The 16,509-nt window shown below is 72.9% G+C and carries 16 protein-coding genes, 1 tRNA gene and 1 riboswitch; of the genes, 5 read left to right on the top strand and 12 right to left on the bottom strand.

All coding sequences use genetic code 11. The annotated features are described in order from the left end of the window. Positions 1-33: 33 nt before the first annotated feature. Both ACYVDO_RS09870 and ACYVDO_RS09865 read right to left on the bottom strand, forming a co-directional pair. Positions 34-1,557 (bottom strand): multicopper oxidase family protein, encoded by a 1,524-nt coding sequence (locus ACYVDO_RS09870; protein ID WP_460935268.1) that lies wholly within the window; start codon positions 1,555-1,557, stop codon positions 34-36. Then, on the bottom strand, positions 1,554-1,820 hold the full coding sequence (locus ACYVDO_RS09865) for an SHOCT domain-containing protein (protein WP_460935266.1): 267 nt from the start codon (positions 1,818-1,820) through the stop codon (positions 1,554-1,556). The genes ACYVDO_RS09870 and ACYVDO_RS09865 overlap by 4 nt, the downstream gene beginning before the upstream one ends. 213 nt (positions 1,821-2,033) lie before the next feature. On the opposite strand from ACYVDO_RS09865, the gene ACYVDO_RS09860 reads away from it, so the two are divergent. Both ACYVDO_RS09860 and ACYVDO_RS09855 read left to right on the top strand, forming a co-directional pair. Continuing rightward, positions 2,034-2,693, top strand: a complete 660-nt coding sequence (locus tag ACYVDO_RS09860) for a winged helix-turn-helix domain-containing protein (protein ID WP_460935761.1) — start codon at positions 2,034-2,036, stop codon at positions 2,691-2,693. Further along, positions 2,690-3,847 (top strand): sensor histidine kinase, encoded by a 1,158-nt coding sequence (locus ACYVDO_RS09855; protein WP_460935264.1) that lies wholly within the window; start codon positions 2,690-2,692, stop codon positions 3,845-3,847. The genes ACYVDO_RS09860 and ACYVDO_RS09855 overlap by 4 nt, the downstream gene beginning before the upstream one ends. On the opposite strand, the gene ACYVDO_RS09850 is transcribed toward ACYVDO_RS09855, so the two are convergent. From ACYVDO_RS09850 to ACYVDO_RS09810, 9 genes are all read right to left on the bottom strand, one after another. Then, entirely contained in the window at positions 3,822-4,760 is a 939-nt protein-coding gene (locus ACYVDO_RS09850) for a cation diffusion facilitator family transporter (RefSeq protein ID WP_460935262.1), read from the bottom strand. The two genes, ACYVDO_RS09855 and ACYVDO_RS09850, sit on opposite strands and share 26 nt — an antisense overlap. Positions 4,761-4,882: 122 nt before the next feature. Then, the gene (locus ACYVDO_RS09845; RefSeq protein WP_460935260.1) at positions 4,883-5,239 is read right to left on the bottom strand and encodes an ArsR/SmtB family transcription factor; all 357 of its coding nucleotides are present in this window, start codon (positions 5,237-5,239) and stop codon (positions 4,883-4,885) included. 792 nt (positions 5,240-6,031) lie between these two features. Next, positions 6,032-6,274, bottom strand: a complete 243-nt coding sequence (locus tag ACYVDO_RS09840; protein WP_460935257.1) for a hypothetical protein — start codon at positions 6,272-6,274, stop codon at positions 6,032-6,034. Positions 6,275-6,284: 10 nt separating this feature from the next. After that, positions 6,285-6,521 carry a hypothetical protein gene (locus ACYVDO_RS09835; RefSeq protein ID WP_460935255.1) on the bottom strand — a complete coding sequence of 79 codons (237 nt, stop codon included), beginning with the start codon at positions 6,519-6,521 and terminating at the stop codon, positions 6,285-6,287. A 122-nt stretch (positions 6,522-6,643) separates the two neighbouring features. Next, positions 6,644-6,716: transfer RNA gene (locus ACYVDO_RS09830), tRNA-Thr, on the bottom strand. A gap of 135 nt (positions 6,717-6,851) precedes the next feature. Then, complete coding sequence (locus ACYVDO_RS09825; RefSeq protein ID WP_460935253.1) at positions 6,852-7,586, bottom strand: transglycosylase family protein; 735 nt, start codon at positions 7,584-7,586, stop codon at positions 6,852-6,854. Between the two features lie 32 nt (positions 7,587-7,618). After that, positions 7,619-7,713: riboswitch (cyclic di-AMP (ydaO/yuaA leader) on the bottom strand. Positions 7,714-7,901: 188 nt separating this feature from the next. Then, entirely contained in the window at positions 7,902-9,380 is a 1,479-nt protein-coding gene (locus ACYVDO_RS09820; RefSeq protein WP_460935251.1) for a threonine/serine exporter family protein, read from the bottom strand. Beyond that, entirely contained in the window at positions 9,380-11,110 is a 1,731-nt protein-coding gene (locus tag ACYVDO_RS09815) for a serine/threonine-protein kinase (protein WP_460935249.1), read from the bottom strand. The genes ACYVDO_RS09820 and ACYVDO_RS09815 overlap by 1 nt, the downstream gene beginning before the upstream one ends. Before the next feature lie 46 nt (positions 11,111-11,156). Beyond that, positions 11,157-11,585, bottom strand: coding sequence for a CBS domain-containing protein (locus ACYVDO_RS09810; RefSeq protein WP_460935247.1), 429 nt, complete (start codon positions 11,583-11,585; stop codon positions 11,157-11,159). Between the two features lie 64 nt (positions 11,586-11,649). Between ACYVDO_RS09810 and ACYVDO_RS09805 the strand changes: the two genes are divergently transcribed. Both ACYVDO_RS09805 and otsB read left to right on the top strand, forming a co-directional pair. Next, positions 11,650-13,197, top strand: a complete 1,548-nt coding sequence (locus ACYVDO_RS09805; RefSeq protein ID WP_460935245.1) for an alpha,alpha-trehalose-phosphate synthase (UDP-forming) — start codon at positions 11,650-11,652, stop codon at positions 13,195-13,197. After that, a complete protein-coding gene (gene otsB / locus ACYVDO_RS09800; RefSeq protein WP_460935243.1) occupies positions 13,197-13,967 on the top strand; it encodes a trehalose-phosphatase in 771 nt (256 codons plus the stop codon). The genes ACYVDO_RS09805 and otsB overlap by 1 nt, the downstream gene beginning before the upstream one ends. Positions 13,968-14,099: 132 nt before the next feature. Here otsB and ACYVDO_RS09795 read toward each other — a convergent pair whose 3' ends face one another. Continuing rightward, a complete protein-coding gene (locus tag ACYVDO_RS09795) occupies positions 14,100-15,113 on the bottom strand; it encodes a LacI family DNA-binding transcriptional regulator (RefSeq protein WP_460935241.1) in 1,014 nt (337 codons plus the stop codon). A gap of 268 nt (positions 15,114-15,381) precedes the next feature. Between ACYVDO_RS09795 and ACYVDO_RS09790 the strand changes: the two genes are divergently transcribed. Further along, positions 15,382-16,497: an ABC transporter ATP-binding protein gene (locus ACYVDO_RS09790; protein WP_460935239.1), complete on the top strand. Its 1,116-nt coding sequence runs from the start codon at positions 15,382-15,384 to the stop codon at positions 16,495-16,497. Positions 16,498-16,509: the final 12 nt, after the last annotated feature.

Below are 16,509 nucleotides of genomic sequence, written 5' to 3'. Positions count from 1 at the left end.
CCGGACGGTGGGCCGGGTGCGCGGCCCCGGATGTCAGGTGCGGTAGGACAGGGTCGTCATCATGCCCGCCTCGCCGTGGTAGGCGTTGTGGCAGTGCGTCATCCACTGCCCCGGGTTCGTCGCGTCGAGGTCGACGAGCACCGTCTGCATGGGCCGGACGATGACCGTGTCCTTGCGGACCCCAGGTCGGCCGGTCGCGTCGACGACACCGAACGTGTGGCCGTGGACGTGCATCGGGTGGAACATCATGGTGGCGTTGCGCAGCCGCAGCCTGACCCGCTCCCCCTGGCGCACCTCGAGGGGTTGCTGCTCGTCATAGGTGCGCCCGTTGATGGTCCACCGGTAGCCGCGCATCGACCCACCGAGCAGCAGGTCGTGGGCGCGGTCGACCCGCCGTGCCCTCATGGCCACGGACTCACGGGCGGACAGGTCGGCCACGGTCAGGAGACGGCCGCCGAGCTCCCCCGGCACTGCGCCGGCCGACGGCGCCGCCCCCGAGGCGGTACGGATCACGGCCAGCCCGTACCCGGACCTGCCCTCGGCCGACGCGACCAGCGGGAAGGCGCCGTCGCCCAGCCTGAGCAGGAGGTCCACCCGTTCTCCCTGGCCGAGCAGGACCGCCTGACCGGTGACCGGCTCGACCGGCAACCCGTCGGCGTGGGTGGCCGTCAGCAGGTGCCCGCCCACGGCCACCCGGAAGGCCGTGTCGGACGCGGCATTCACCACCCGCAGCCGGACGCGCTGCCCGGACCGCCCGGTCAGGGTCACCGGCGCCGCCGGCACCCGTCCGTTGACGAGGAAGTAGGGGTAGTCGACGTCACCGGCGTGCCCGAGCAGCGCCGAGCCTCCGGACGCGCCCAGGCCGCCACCACCCATACCGCCCATGCCGCCCATGCCGCCGCCCATCCCCGCACCCGGGGTGCCGGCACGCAGCGACGCCAGGACCTCGTCGGGGGTACGGCCCGTCCCGTCGACCCAGTCGTCGAGGACGACGAGCCACTCGAGGTCGTAGGCCCCGGGCTCGGCCGGGTCCTCCACGACCAGGGTGCCGTACAGGCCGCGGTCGAGCTGGACGCCGACGTGCGGGTGGAAGAAGTAGGTGCCGGGGTCCGGGACCGTGAAGTCGTACCGGAACGCCGACCCCGGAGCCACCGGGTGCTGCGTCACGTCCGGCACGCCGTCCATGTCGTTGCGCAGCGCGACTCCGTGCCAGTGCAGTGTGGTCGGGTCGGGCAGGTGGTTCGTGAGGTCCACCACCAGTCGGTCACCGGCGGTGGCTCGCAGGGTGGGACCGGGGACGGAGCCGAACGACCAGGTGTCCACCACGGCCCCACCCAGGTCCACCCGGCCGGGAGCGGCGGCGAGCCGGGCAGTCACCGTGCGACCGGTGTGGCGGCGCGCACGCTCGGCTCCCCGCACGGCTGCCGCCGAGGGAGTGACGAGCGTCGACCCGGGGCCGCCGCACGCCGCGAGCACACCGACCCCCGACAGTCCCGCGACACCCGCGAGGACCGCCCGTCGGGACAGCAGGCGGGCACCGGCCGTGGGTGCGCTCATGCCCTGCCCCGCAAGGCGGCCAGGCGAGAGGCGTACTCGGCCTCGTCGATGTCACCGCGGGCGAGACGCTCGGCCAAGACCTCGTGGGCGCGCTCCGTCCGCGGCTCGGTGTCTCGCCTGTCCACGCTGCGCGGGGTCGCGGTCCAGCGCAGCAGCGCGACGATGCCGACGACCACCAGCGTCCAGAACGCGACCATGACCAGCACCATCGACACCCAGGTGCCCCAGCCCGTCCCCTCGTACCAGCCCATCATCGTGACCACCGTTCCTTTCCTCGGTGTTCACAGGGTCCGCCGCCCGTCCCCCTGGTCGGGTCGTCGGACGATGAAGGTTCGCTGAAGAAGCAGCACCGGGACCCTCCGCCCGGGCGACCGGTGCCATCGGGCTGGGACGATGGCACCGTGACCATCAGCGCGTCCCCACCCCCGAGCCGCACGACCGGGCTGCGGGCCCTGGTGGTCGAGGACGACGAGCCGATGGCCGACCTGGTGGCGAGCTACCTGGTCCGGGACGGCTACGAGGTGCAGGTGACGCACGACGGGCTCCGCGCCGTCGAGGTGGCCCGAGAGCTCGACCCCGACGTGGTCGTGCTCGACCTGGGGCTTCCGGGACAGGACGGGCTCGAGGTGTGCCGAGAGCTGCGGACCTTCTCCGACGCCTACGTCGTCATGCTCACGGCTCGCAGTGACGAGGTGGACACGCTGGTCGGGCTGTCCGTGGGGGCGGACGACTACGTCACCAAGCCGTTCAGCCCACGCGAGCTCGTCGCCCGGCTGAGGGCCATGCTGCGGCGCCCCCGGCCGCTCGGCACGAGGGGGCAACCGCAGTCGCACGTCCGGTCGTTCGGCGCCCTGTCGATCGACCCGCTCGGACGCGACGTATGGGTCGACGGCGAGCCCGTCCCGCTGACGCGCACCGAGTTCGACCTGCTCGCCGCCCTGGCCGAGCGGCCTCAGCTTGCCTTCACCAGGCGCCAGCTCATCCACGCCGTGTGGGGGACCGGATGGGTCGGCGACGAGCACCTCGTCGACGTCCACGTCCTGCACCTGAGGCGCAAGCTGGGCGACGACGCCGCGGCGTCGCGCTTCATCCGGACGGTGCGGGGCGTGGGGTACCGCATGGGTACGGGCACGTGAGCGCCGGGACCCGGCCTCGAGCGGGTCGTCCGCTGGGGCTGTCCACCCGTCTGCTGCTGGCCCAGGCGTTGCTCCTCGTCGCGGGGGCGGGCACGGCCTGGCTCGTCGCGTCGGCCATCGGCCCGGGGATCTTCCACCAGCACCTGGTCCAGGCCGGCGGCGGCCACACGAGCGGTGAGCTGCAGCACATCGAGCGCGGGTTCCGGGACTCGCTGCTGGTGGCCCTCGGGACCGGGCTGCTCGCCGCCGTCGCCATCGCGCTGGTCGTCACCGCCTGGTTCAGCCGCCGCCTGCAGCGCTCGACCGACGCGGTCGCGGGCTCGGCCACCCGGATCACCGACGGGCACTACGACACCAGGGTCCCCACGGTGGGTCTCGGGCAGGAGTTCGACCACCTCGCCGGCACGGTCAACGAGCTCGCCACCCGCCTCGGCGACGTCGAGCGCACGCGCACCCGGCTGCTCTCCGACCTCGCCCACGAGATGCGCACCCCGCTGGCCAGCATCGAGGCCCACCTCGAGGCCATCGAGGACGGCGTGCGGGCCGCCGACCCCGCCACCATGACGGTCCTGCGGGACAACACCCGTCGCCTGCACCGCCTGGCCGACGACATCAGCGCGGTCAGCCGAGCGGAGGAAGGTCGCCTCGACGTCCACCCCGTCGCCACGCCCGCCGCAGACCTCGTCCACGCCGCCGCAGCAGCGGCGGCCGAGGCGTACCAAGGGCATTCCGTCACCCTGCGCACGGAGGTGAGCGCGTCCGGCAGCGTCGAGGTGGACGCCGACCGCATGGGCCAGGTCCTGGCCAACCTCCTGGACAACGCCCTGCACCACACACCGGCCGGTGGGGTCGTGAGCCTCCTGGCCCGGCCCGGCGCCCGGGACACCGTCGAGCTGGTGGTCACCGACACCGGATCAGGCATCAGCGCCTCCGACCTGCCCCACGTGTTCGAGCGCTTCTACCGCGCCGACCCTGCCCGGCGGCACCACGGCGGGACGGGCATCGGGCTGACCATCAGCCGCGCCATCGTGGACGCCCACGGCGGAACGCTCACGGCGAGCAGCGACGGGGCCGGCCGGGGGGCGACGTTCACCGTCCGAGTGCCCCTCGCGCGCGCCCGGGGCGGAGCTACGGGTGGGAGCCGGACGGGCTGACGTGGATGACCGCGCTGGACAGGCGCGGCAGCGCCTCGAGGAGGTGCGCCTCGGCGTGGTGGGCGATCTCGTGTCCCTCGACGACCGGCAGCTGCGCGGGGACGGTGACGTCGGCGTCGGCGTGCAGGGTGTGCCCGATCCAGCGCAGTCGCAGGTCCCGCACGTCCAGCACTCCGTCCACCGTGGCGACGGCCGCGCGTCCGGCCCGGACGAGCTCCGGCTCGACGGCGTCCATCAGCCGGGCGCCGACCTGGCGGACGGCCGAGCGCAGGACGCCGAGGATCGCCACCGCGATCAGCAACCCGATGACCGGGTCGGCCCAGGGCAGGCCCGCCGCCACCCCGGCTGCTCCCGCGACGACGGCCAGCGACGTGAACCCGTCGGTCCTCGCGTGCAAGCCGTCCGCGACCAGGGCCGCCGACCCGATCTGGTGGCCGACCCTGATCCGGTACCGCGCCACCAGCTCGTTGCCGGCGAACCCGATGACGCCGGCCGCCGCCACGGCCCACAGGTGTGACACCTCGCGCGGGTGCAGCAGTCGGCTTACCGCCTCCCACCCTGCCAGCAGGCTCGACAGGGCGATCATCGCGACGACGAAGAGCCCGGCGAGGTCCTCGGCCCGGCCGTAGCCGTAGGTGTAACGGTCGTTGGCCGGCCGTCGGGCCAGCCAGAACGCGATGAGGAGAGGCACCGCCGTGACGGCGTCGGCGAGGTTGTGCAGCGTGTCCCCGAGCAGCGCGACGGAGCCCGTGAAGGCCACGACCAGCCCCTGGAGCAGGGCGGTGACGGCCAGGGCAGCGAGGCTGATCCACAGGGCACGACGGCCTCGGGCGTCCGCCTCCAGCGCCTCGTCGACCTGGCCGGCCGCGTCGTGGGAGTGTCCGCCCAGCAGCTCCGACAGGGCGTGCAGCACTCGCGGCCACCAGCCTGAGGCGTGGTCATGGTCATGGTCGTGACCGTGGTCGTGACCGTGGCCATGGTCGTGACCGTGGTCCGGGTCCTGATGGCCCGGGCCGTGGTCGGGCAGCCTGTGCGTCACGCCGTCGCCTCCGCGGTCCGGTGGCGGGCGGGCACGGCATCGAGCAGGTGCTCGACGTGTCCGATCGTGTCGACGACCAGCTGGCGCACGTGCCCGTTCTCGACGCGGTACAACACGGAGGTCCCCTGCTTGCGCGTCGTGACCAGCCGGGCCATGCGCATCTTCGCCAGGTGCTGGGAGACCCCGGGCACGGGCTTGTCCAGCGTCGTGGCGAGATCGGAGACGGACTGCTCCTCGTCGAGGAGCAACCCGGCGAGCTGCAGCCGGGTCGGGTCCGCCAGCACGCGCAGCACCTCGACCGCCAGGGTCACCACGTCGTCCGGCCAGACCGGAGGTTGCGTGCTTGCATGCATGCGCAAACTCTACAGGAGGTATGCCGGAGAGCCTTCGCCCCCACCCATACGTCCGCGGCAGCGCCGGCACGCCTGCGCGGCCGGGCCAGCCGCCATCGGGCAGTCCCGGCGGCCAGGAGCAGAGCGGCGTCGCGAGCAGGTCGGTCGGATCGGCACGCAGGACGCGGTGGACGACGACCCCGCGGAAGGCGGCCGCAGCTTCAGCCGGGAGGATTCACCAGGGTGAGGCCTGCGGCCGTGGCCACCACGGCATTGACGAACGCTGGGGGGATGTGGGGGTGGCACTTCGACACCCGCCCGTGGGCCTCCCGTTTGTCGTCGTCCGATATCAACGGGAAGTGCCTACGCGCCACGCTTCAACGGAACAACCGGACATTCCACGCAACCCTGCCGATGACCGGGCGCTTCATCGAAGGGCTAGACCAGATGCGGCTGGTGAGCTGCGAGATACCACCAGAGCCACAGGGCATAGCCGGCTGCGACGAAGCCGAACGACGCTGCAAGGACGACCCAAGGGCGTGCTGGCCAGTGTCGGCGTCGCCACAGCGCCACGAGGGTCGCGGCCAGAACGGTTCCGCCCAACCAGACGAAACTGTCGAATGCGGGCGGGGCCATGTCGACTGCGATGAGCGCCGCTGCGACCAGAGCAGTCAGCGCAGCGACAAGCAAGGCCTCAGCCTTGGGGGACCTGGTGGACTCCACTGCGCCCCCTGGGTCGGATCTCCACTCGGATATGCCAACACTGCCGTCCCCGGACTGCGCGCGGGGCCAGAACACACTCATCCGCCGCCGTCAGTGCTGGCCAAACCGTTGCTGGGCAGCTTGACGCGAGATGTCCAGCGCAGCACCGATCACCGTCCAAGAGTCGCCGGCCGCACGGGCCGCGCGGACCGCCTCCCGCAGCTCCTGCTCGGCATGCACCAGCTGACTCCTGGCGGCGATGATGCGGCGAAAGGACGCGGCATCGCGGGCCGGGTGAGTCGATGGGTCAAGCTCGTCCAAACCGGTGTGGTCATGGTTGGTCTTCAGTGCCATGTCATTCACCTCATCTCAAATAGTCGAAGAACCTGGGCCGTAGCCGATCGCCGTGGATGATCTGGGTCGGCTCTCCGGCTGGCACAGCGACGAGCTCCAGCATCCGACCGTGTTGGTCCGGGCCGATCACTAGAAGACGGTCCTCGCCGCCGTACTCGTACTCGACCAGCCGGATGGCGTTGGTCCATTCATGTCTGATGTCGGCTTCGTCGATCCCGTGCTTCAGGGCGGACTCCGCCACCTCCATGGCGTCAAGGTTAGGTTGACGGGGGTGCCGCGTCAACCACGGCTTGACGCACCGAGATACCGCGATGCGTGGGCGAGCGGGGTGCTGTGGACCCCGGCCTGAGGTGTTCGTGCTGGTCAGAGAGCCGGCGATGGGACTCGAACCCACAACCCCCTGTTTACAAGACAGGTGCGCTACCGATTGCGCCACACCGGCGTGCCCGCCAGGCGGACGGCGACGATCGTACCGGCGGCACGGCATACCCACCGCACAGGCCGACGGGCCCGCGCGTGGTGCGCGGGCCCGTCGGAGTGGTCCGTCAGGGTCGACCCACCAGCGGTGGGTGACGGGTCAGTGGCTGTTGAGGTAGCTCTGCAGCGCCCGGACCGTCGCGCGGTCCAGCGAGTGGGACCCGTTGTGGCGGGCACCGATCTTGGTCTGCAGGGCGCCGACCGTCTTGGGGCCGATGACGCCGTCCGGGGTCGAGCCGACCTTGCGCTGCAGCGCTCGCACGTCCGACCGGGAGAGGGACCCGTCGACCGCGGCACCCACCCAGCGCTCGATCGCGGCGTTCGACTTCGGGCCGCGGATGCCGTCGACGGCCAGCTTGCCGGCCGGAGCGGCCTGTCGGGCGGGGGCCCTGCGCACGGTTGAGCGCGACACCGAGTCACCCGAGGACGTCGAGCCCGCACTGACCGCGCCGCCGTTGGAGCGGGTCAGGCCGGCCCGTGCACCGCAAGTGGGCCAGGCGCCCGGACCCTGCGAGGCGAGCACGCGCTGGGCGACGGTGATCTGGGCGCCCTTGCTGGCGAGGTCCGCGCGGGGCGCGTACCGGCCACCGCCGTAGGCGCTCCAGGTGCCGGACGAGAACTGCAGGCCGCCGTAGTAGCCGTTGCCGGTGTTGATGCTCCAGTTGCCGCCGCTCTCACAGGCGGCGACCCGGTCCCAGACCGTCCCCGCTGCGGAGGAGGAGGTGGCGGTGGCGATGCCGCCGGCGACGGTGGCGGCACCGGCGACGGCGACGCCCGCGACCCGGCGGCGGACCGGGTTGGGCTTACGGGCGGAGTGCTTGGGGGCATAGAACATGGGGGCGGGGGGTCCTTCCTGACCGGCGCCTTCGAGGTGAGCTGTCGGGTTCGGGCTGTCAGGTGCCCGGCCGGCCGGAGCCGGCTTCACCCCAAGGCCGCCGTCGGCGACCGAGGTGGTTCCCCCGCCCTCGTCTGCCCGGGCTGGTGCCCGGCGGGACACCCACCTGACGAGGTTCGGCGCGGTGGGTGTGCGGTTGCTGTGGGTATGCCGTGTGCAGTTGTGGCGTGAGCCGGGAGGCGCACTCGTCCAAGGTAGATAGGTCACGGGACGGTCACAAGCCCAGGTCGACATATCATCCGAACGGACGAGGACTTATCTGGACCTGGCGCGCCTTTTCTGGACAATTCGCCGGTCGAAGGGGGCCCCCAGGTAGTCACCGAGGACGGTGCCCGCGGCGATGGCCAGCAGCACCGCCATCGCCCCCAGCAACGTCGTCAGACCACCCTGCAGGGACAGCGTCCCCGAGTCCGGCCGCGACCCGTTGACCATCTCGTACAGCCCTCGGAAGATCGCCAGACCGGGCAGCAGCCCGTACGACGCCGGCACGACCAGGACCATCGCCGGGGCGCGCAGCCACTGGCCCCCGACCCGCCCGAGGGCGCCCAGCGCGGTCGCCGCGGCGCCGGCCGCCGCGAGCGGGCCGAGCCCGTCGACCCTGCTCACGAAGAGCGAGGCGACACCCGCCGCCGCACAGAGCAGCCCCGCGGGCACGACGAGGCCGCGACGGCTGCGCAGGGAGAGGGCTCCTGCCACGCCCACGACGAACGCACCGGCGACGGCCATGCCCACCGGGGCGGAGTACTGGCGGGTGGCGACGATGGAGGGGTTGACCAGGCGCAGGTCGAGGGCCTGCGTGACGGCCAGGGTCACGGAGAGCCCGGTGGCCACCCCGAGGATGATCCCGGCCGTGGTGAGGAAGACGCCGAACATGCGCCCCGCCCCGGTCACCGAGTAGCCGGAGATGGCGTCCTCGAAGGCCGACGCGACCGTCCGCCCTGGCAGCAGCACCGTGATGCCGCCGGCGACGATGTAGGCGAACTCGGTCGACGACACGGGCACCCATCCGGCGGCCCCGAGGCTGAACGCGCCCCAGGCGACGGCGGTCGCGAGGAACCCGCCGACCGCGCACTGGTAGAAGTCCGGCAGGCCCGCGCGCCCGAGCGAGCGCGCGGCATACCCGACGAGCAGCCCGGCAACGCCGGCGACCAGGGCGGCCATCGGCCCGGCCCCGAGCATCACCGCGATCGCGGCGGCCAGCACGCCGAGGGCGCCGCGCACAGCCCACCGCGGCCAGAACCGGGGCGCCCGGCGGATCTCGCGCAGCCTCGCGGCGGCGGCCTCGCGGTCGTAGCTGCCGGCGACGAGGTTCTCGACGAACTCGTGCACCGCGGCCAGCCGGGCGAAGTCGCGGGTCGACGACCGGACGACCCGCAGCATCGTCAGCGGCGCCCCCGACGGGGAGGTGCACTGGACGAGCAACGACTGCAGGGTGATGTCGACCTCGAGGTTGTCCAGGCCGGCCGCGGCTGCGACGGCCACCACGGACGCCTCGACCTGGGGCGCCCCTGCACCGCAGCGCAGCATCAGCTCGCCCACGCGCAGGGCGAGGTCGAGGGAGGCCCGCGCCTCCCGCTCCTCCGCGACCGCCTGGCGCACCCGCGCGTTGCGGTACGGCGTGTGCCGCAGCGAGTCGACCATAGAGATCGTCTCGGTGACCTCCTCGCCACGCCAGATGCGGCTGTGGCGCAGCGCGGGCCGGCGCGGTCGCGCCGGGCGGGTCCCCTCGGTCATCAGCGGACGGCGACCCCGCCGGGCAGCAGCCCGGACGGGGACTGCGCGGGCCACCAGTCGGGCTGGCCGGCGTGCTGGAGGCTCCACAGGGCGCACCCGGCGGCGACCACGAGCGACACGGCGACGAGCACCTGGGCCGCGCGGGGGCCCCGGCTGACGCCACGGACGATGCTGCGCGAGCCGCGGCGCAGGCCCGAACCGCCGGGCCCCCACCAGGCCATCAGGGTCGTGAGCGCACCGCCCACGGCGAGGGGCAGCGCCGCGTCCGGCTGCGGCGAGCCCCCCGTCACCGCCACCGTCGCCAGGGCGGCGCTGAAGACCGCGCACGCGCCGACGACCAGTGGCAGGAGCGCTCCGGCCACGGTGGCGAGGGCTCCGACGACGAGGTGCCACGGGCTCGCCGCGACGGCGAGCGGCACGTCCGAGCGGCGCCGACCGCGGTGGTAGCGGCGCACGACGAGGGAGGTCACGGACCGGTCGGCGGTGCGCGCCGCCCAGGACCACAGGACCGCCACGGCCCCGGCGACGACCGGGAAGGCGGCCGTCAGCGCGACGACGGCGACGAGCATGGCCACCAGGGTGCCCGTGCGCTGGGGGCGGTCGATGCGGGGGTCGGGCTCACCCGGGCCGCCCTGCCAGGCCGCCTGCCAGTCGGAGACCTCCTCGCCGCCGTCCCAGGGAACGAGGTCCTCCGGCTGGTCCCCCGGCCGGTCGGTCCACGCCTGCGGCTGCGGCTCCACGTCCCTCCGGAACCACCCCTGGTCCTGCGCCGGGGACCCGGCTGGCAGGAGCCCCGCCGGCGGTGCACCCTCGGCCCTCTCCCACTGGGCGGTGGGTCGCTGCTCGAGCACCTGCGTGCCCCGCACAGGCGGCGGCAGCGCCTGGGTGACGGGCCGCCCGGTGGCATACCGCTCGAGCGCGTCGAGCACCTCGTCGATGTCGGGCCGCTCGCGCGGCACGGGGGACAGGGCGGCGTGCAGCAGCGGGGCGAGCCTGGGGTCCACGCCGGTGAGGTCGGCCTCCCCGCGGCTGACCCGCGACAGGACGAGGTCCATCGGGCCGCGGCCGAAGGGCGGTGCCCCGCTGGCGGCGAAGGCCAGCGTGGCCGCCCAGCCCCACCAGTCGGTCGCCACCGTGACCGGGGCCCCCTCGACGACCTCCGGCGAGAGGTAGCCGGGCGTGCCCATGACCAGGCCCGTCATGGTGATGCGCACGTCGTCGGCGACGTGGGCGATGCCGAAGTCGATGAGCACGGGGTCGTCGTCGAGCATCAGGACGTTGCCGGGCTTGAGGTCGCGGTGGATGACGTCGGCCGAGTGGATGGCGTCGAGCGCCTCCGCCAGCCCACGACCGAGACGCAGCAGCTGCTCCCCACGGACCGGGCCGCCGTCCCGGACCACCTCGTCGAGCGGGGGCCCCGGCACGTAGCGCGTCACCAGGAAGGGCCGCTCGCCGTCGAGGTCCGCGTCGATCACGGTCGCCACCCGCGGGTCCTCGATCCGGCGCAGCACGTCCACCTCGCGGGCCAGGCGCGCCCGGGCGTCACGGTCGTGGGCGACGTGCGGGCGCAGCAGCTTCAGGGCCACCGCCCTGCCGTGGGGGTCCAGGGCGAGGTGGACCACGCCCATGCCGCCCTCGCCGAGCTCGGAGATGACTCGGTAGGCGCCGATCCGGGTCTGCTCGGGCAGCCCGCGGCCGCCGTCGCTCCCCTGGATGGCCTCGGTGGTCACGTCCCTACGGTAAGGGACCGGGCCGGAGCTTTCCGTGAGGCTGGCGTTACTGCTGGATGTAGCCGACGAGCTGGTCGCGCTCGGCCTGCAGCTCGTCCATCCGGTGCTTGACGATGTCGCCGATGCTCACGATCGCGTGGAGCCGGCCGTCGACCACGACCGGCACGTGCCGGATGCGCTGGTCGGTCATGGTGCGCGCGAGGTCCTCGAGGGACACGTCGGGGTCACAGGTGGTCACGTCCGCGGTCATGATCGAGGAGATCGTGGCGCGGACCACGTCCGGGCCGTCGCTGTGCAGGTGCCGCACGACGTCGCGCTCGCTGACGATGCCGGCCACCTGCTCCCCGTCCTCGCTGACCACGACGGCACCGATCCGATGGTCGGCGAGGAGCTGGAGCAGCCGCTCCACGGTCTCGTCGGGACGGATGGTGACGACGTCGTCACCCTTGCGGCGCACCACGTCCGAGATCCTCATGGACAGACCGTAGTCCCCGGTCGCGAGCGACCGCTAGGGGAGCCGCATAGGGTGGACCCAGCCGATGACGACCCTCATGGAGCTGATCCCCGTGCCCCGCAGCCGCAAGACGTTCGACCTGGTGGTCGCCGCCAACCGACTCCCCGTCGACCGGGTGGTGGAGGCCGACGGCAGCTCCACCTGGCGCACCAGCCCCGGTGGGCTGGTGACCGCGATGGAGTCGGTCATGAAGGGCCGCGACGGCGCCTGGGTCGGCTGGGCCGGCGAGGCCGGCGACGCGCCCGAGCCGTTCACCGAGCAGGGCATGTACCTGCGCCCGGTGCCGCTGTCGGCGCAGGAGGTCGCCGAGTACTACGAGGGCTTCAGCAACGACACCCTGTGGCCGATCTACCACGACGTCATCGTGCCGGCCTCCTTCCACCGCCAGTGGTATGCCGCGTACGAGCGCGTGAACCGCCGGTTCGCCGAGGCGATCGTCGAGGTCGCCGAGCAGGGCGCGACGGTGTGGGTGCACGACTACCAGCTGCAGCTGGTGCCCGCGATGGTCCGCGAGCTGCGGCCCGACGTGCGGATCGGCTGGTTCGACCACATCCCCTTCCCGCCCGTGGAGCTGTTCGCCCAGCTGCCGTGGCGCAAGGCCGTGCTCGAGGGCCTGCTCGGCGCGGACTACCTGGGGTTCCAGCGGGTGGCGGACGCGCAGAACTTCGTCCGCGCCTGCCGCCAGCTGCTCGGCCTGCCCACCAAGGGCGACGTGGTCGCAGTGTCCCGGGCCGAGGACGCGCGCCGCGTCCGGGCGAGCGCGGTGCCGATCTCGATCGACTTCGTGGGCCTGGAGGAGAACGCCCGGCGCCCGGAGACGGCGGTGCGGGCCAAGGAGATCCGCGAGTCGCTCGGCAACCCCCGGACGCTGATCCTCGGCGTGGACCGGCTCGACTACACCAAGGGCATCGGCCACCGGATCAAGGCCTACGGCGAGCTCCTCGCCGAGGAAAGGGTCGCTCCCCCGGACGAGGTGTTCGTCCAGGTCGCCACGCCCAGCCGCGAGCGCGTGGCGGCATACCAGGCCCTCCGCCAGGAGATCGAGGGCGAGGTGGGCCGGCTCAACGGCGAGTTCAGCCGGATCGGCGCGCCGGCCGTGCACTACCTGCACCACTCCTACCCGCGCGAGGAGATGGCGGCCCTCTACCTCGCCGCCGACGTGCTGCTCGTGACGCCGCTGCGCGACGGGATGAACCTCGTCGCCAAGGAGTACGTCACCTGCCGGTACGACGAGGGCGGCGCGCTGGTCCTGTCCGAGTTCACCGGCGCCTTCCACGAGCTGCACCAGGCGTTCGTCGTGAACCCGCACGACATCGCGGGTCTCAAGCAGATGATCATGCGGGCGATCGAGACCCCCGACAAGGAGAAGCGCCGCCTCATGCGGGCCATGCGCCGGCGGGTCGCGGACCACGACGTGCAGCGCTGGGCCGCACGCTTCCTCGAGAACCTCGAGACCGCGCCGGACCGCCCGCAGCGCACGGTGCGCGAGCAGCGGGCCGACGACGCCCACGCCGCCGCCGACCGCACCGCCCGCGACCGGCACCTGGCGACCCGGCCCACGGCAGCCCGCTGATGGGGCTGCCCGACGGGGTCGCGGACGCCCTCACGGCTGCTGCTCGAGCGGACTCGCTGCTGGTGGCGACCGACTTCGACGGCGTGCTCTCCCCGCTCGTCCTCGACCCGTCGACCTCACGACCCCTGCCGGGCACCGTCGAGTCGCTGCGCCACCTCGTCGAGCTTCCGGGGACGTATGCCGCCGTGGTGAGCGGGCGGGACCTCGCCACCCTGGGCCGGCTGACCGGGCTCGATGACGACGACGCCGTCACCCTCATCGGCAGCCACGGCGCCGAGACCAGTGCCGCGCCGGGCGGGACCGCCCTCACCGACGACGAGCGCGAGGCCCTGCGGGGCCTGACGGAGGAGCTCGAGGCCCTGCGCCGTCGGCTGCCCGGGATCCGGCTGGAGACCAAGCCCAGCGCCGTCGTGGCGCACACCCGCGGCCTGGGCGAGGACGACGCGGCCCGGGCCGAGCAGGCGGTGCTCGACGTCGTCGCCCGCCACGACGGCATCCGGGTCATGCAGGGCAAGCACGTCGTGGAGCTGAGTGTCCACGACGCCGACAAGGGCACGGCCCTGGGCGAGCTCCGGGCCGCCGTGGGCGCCGGCGTCCTCGTCTACTTCGGGGACGACGTCACCGACGAGGACGTGTTCACGCGCCAGCGGGAGGGCGACGTCGGCGTCAAGGTCGGCGACGGGCAGACCGCCGCCGGGTGGCGGGTGGCCGAGCCGCAGGATGTCGCGGACGCCCTCGCCCTCCTGGTGGCAGCGCGCCGCTCCCGCTGAGGCGCGCCGATCCGGCTGAGGCGAGCCGCTCCCGTTGAGGAGACACGAGACAAGCGGCCGCCGCGTCAGCGACCCGCCGCGGCTCCGGTCAGCGACCCGCCGCGGCTCCGTCAGCGACCCGCCGCGGCTGCGTCAGCGACCCGGCGCCGCCCCGGTCGAGCCCCGCACCACCAGCTCGGGCCGGAAGATGTACTCCGCCCGCGGCGCCGGCTCACCGGCGACCTCGTCGAGCAGCGCCCGGACGGCCGCCTCGGACATGGCCTGGACGCTCTGGCGCACGGTGGTCAGCGGCGGGTCGGTGAACGGGATGAGGGGGCTGTCGTCGTACCCGACGACCGAGAAGTCCTCCGGCACCCGGCGACCGGATCGCCGGGCCGCGCGGATCGCCCCGAGCGCCATGAGGTCCGACCCGCACACGACCGCCGTGCACCCCCGTTCCATGAGCCGGGCCGCGGCCGTGTCGCCCCCCTCGACGGAGAACAGCGTCCGCTCGATGAGCTCGTCGACGTCGTCGCGGCCCAGCAGCGTGCGCATCGAGCTGCGGAAGCCCTCGATCTTGCGGATGACCGGCACGAACCGGTCCGGGCCGACGGCCAGGCCGATCTGGGTGTGGCCGAGCTGCACGAGGTGCGACAGTGCGAGGTCCATCGAGGCCACGTCGTCGTTGGAGATGAAGGGCGCGTCGATGCCTTCGTGGTACCCGTTGACGAGCACGATGGGCAGGCCGCGGTCCCTCAGCGCGGTGTACCGCGCGGGGTCGGTCGTCACGTCGGCGTGCTGGCCCGAGACGTAGATGATCCCCGCGACGCCCCGGTCGAGCAGCATCTGCACGTACTCGTCCTCGTGCACGCCACCGGGGGTCTGGGTGCACAGCACCGGCGTGAACTGGTGGCGCGCCAGCGCCGTCTCGATGATCTGGGCGAACGCCGGGAAGATCGGGTTGGTCAGCTCCGGGACGATCAGGCCCACGAGGTCGGCGGTCTTGCGCCGCAGCCGGGAGGGCCGGTCGTAGCCGAGGATGTCGAGGGAGGTCAGCACCGCCTCACGGGTCGCCTCGCTCACCCCGGGCTTGCCGTTGAGCACCCGGCTCACCGTCGCCTCGCTGACCTCCGCGTGTGCCGCGATGTCGGCCAACCTCGCCTTCATGCGCAAAACCTAGCAAGGCCGTGCAAGAAGTTTCAGGGACCCGCCCAACGGCGCCCGTGGCCTCGTCCGGGCGTCGTCCAGGGCGGCGGCGGGGAACCCGGGCGAGGCCCCCACCTGCGCAAACGTTTCCACCATCCGGCCCGCTGTGGTCAAAACCCGCTCGGTCGGTCAGACTGAGCCCACCCGCGCACACCGATGTCCGCGGGCGTTCCACCTTTACAACGGATCGTCCGGCACGTTCCTGCCGGTGAAGGAAGGCAAAGACGCCATGGCAACTGTGAAGTTCGACGAGGCCACCCGCCTCTACCCGGGCAACGACAAGCCCTCGGTCGACCGGCTCAACATCGACATCGAGGACGGCGAGTTCCTCGTCCTCGTCGGCCCGTCCGGCTGCGGCAAGTCCACCTCCCTGCGCATGCTCGCGGGTCTCGAGGAGGTCAACGCCGGCAAGATCTGGATCGGCGACCGTGACGTGACCAACCTGTCCCCCAAGGACCGCGACGTCGCGATGGTGTTCCAGAACTACGCGCTCTACCCGCACATGACCGTGGCCGACAACATGGGCTTCGCGCTCAAGATCGCCGGCGTCGACAAGGGCGAGATCCGCAAGCGCGTCGAGGAGGCCGCCAAGATCCTCGACCTCGAGCAGTACCTCGAGCGCAAGCCGAAGGCCCTCTCCGGTGGCCAGCGCCAGCGCGTGGCCATGGGCCGCGCCATCGTCCGCTCCCCGCAGGTCTTCCTCATGGACGAGCCGCTGTCCAACCTCGACGCCAAGCTCCGCGTCCAGACCCGCACCCAGATCGCCTCGTTGCAGCGCCGCCTGGGCGTCACCACCGTCTACGTCACCCACGACCAGGTCGAGGCCATGACCATGGGTGACCGCGTCGCGGTCCTCAAGGACGGCCTGCTCATGCAGTGCGACACCCCGCGCCACATGTACGACCACCCCAACAACGTCTTCGTCGCCGGCTTCATCGGCTCGCCCGCCATGAACCTGCTCGACGTCGACGTCAGCGACGGTGGCGTGCAGGTCGGCGGGTCGAAGATCCCGGTCGAGCGCGAGCGCCTGGACTCCTCCAGCGGCAAGCAGGTGACCCTCGGCGTCCGGCCCGAGGACCTCGAGCTGACCACCGAGGGCCAGGGGATCCCGGTCACGGTGGACGTCGTCGAGGAGCTCGGCGCCGACGCGTACATCTACGGCACGACCAAGGCCAAGCAGCACGCCGACTTCGACGAGTCGGGCGCCGAGGTGCCCGAGCGCCCGTTCATCGCGCGGGTCGACGGCCGTCGTCCCCCGGCCAAGGGCGAGACGGTGTTCCTCGCGCCGAAGCCCGGCCACGTGCACCTGTTCGACGCCGGCAGCGGCGAGCGCCTCGGCGACTGACAGCCCGATCCC

Source organism: Phycicoccus ginsengisoli (assembly GCF_054779295.1).
This window is presented reverse-complemented; position numbering and strand designations above follow the sequence as displayed.

Excerpts from the sequence above, each read along its gene's own strand:
- ACYVDO_RS09870 (WP_460935268.1), bottom strand. The coding sequence starts at position 1,557 with ATGAGCGCACCCACGGCCGGTGCCCGCCTGCTGTCCCGACGGGCGGTC.
- ACYVDO_RS09860 (WP_460935761.1), top strand. The coding sequence starts at position 2,034 with ATGGCCGACCTGGTGGCGAGCTACCTGGTCCGGGACGGCTACGAGGTG.
- ACYVDO_RS09845 (WP_460935260.1), bottom strand. The coding sequence starts at position 5,239 with ATGCATGCAAGCACGCAACCTCCGGTCTGGCCGGACGACGTGGTGACC.
- ACYVDO_RS09840 (WP_460935257.1), bottom strand. The coding sequence starts at position 6,274 with ATGGCACTGAAGACCAACCATGACCACACCGGTTTGGACGAGCTTGAC.
- ACYVDO_RS09835 (WP_460935255.1), bottom strand. The coding sequence starts at position 6,521 with ATGGAGGTGGCGGAGTCCGCCCTGAAGCACGGGATCGACGAAGCCGAC.
- ACYVDO_RS09825 (WP_460935253.1), bottom strand. The coding sequence starts at position 7,586 with ATGTTCTATGCCCCCAAGCACTCCGCCCGTAAGCCCAACCCGGTCCGC.
- ACYVDO_RS09820 (WP_460935251.1), bottom strand. The coding sequence starts at position 9,380 with ATGACCGAGGGGACCCGCCCGGCGCGACCGCGCCGGCCCGCGCTGCGC.
- ACYVDO_RS09810 (WP_460935247.1), bottom strand. The coding sequence starts at position 11,585 with ATGAGGATCTCGGACGTGGTGCGCCGCAAGGGTGACGACGTCGTCACC.
- ACYVDO_RS09805 (WP_460935245.1), top strand. The coding sequence starts at position 11,650 with ATGACGACCCTCATGGAGCTGATCCCCGTGCCCCGCAGCCGCAAGACG.
- otsB (WP_460935243.1), top strand. The coding sequence starts at position 13,197 with ATGGGGCTGCCCGACGGGGTCGCGGACGCCCTCACGGCTGCTGCTCGA.
- ACYVDO_RS09795 (WP_460935241.1), bottom strand. The coding sequence starts at position 15,113 with ATGAAGGCGAGGTTGGCCGACATCGCGGCACACGCGGAGGTCAGCGAG.
- ACYVDO_RS09790 (WP_460935239.1), top strand. The coding sequence starts at position 15,382 with ATGGCAACTGTGAAGTTCGACGAGGCCACCCGCCTCTACCCGGGCAAC.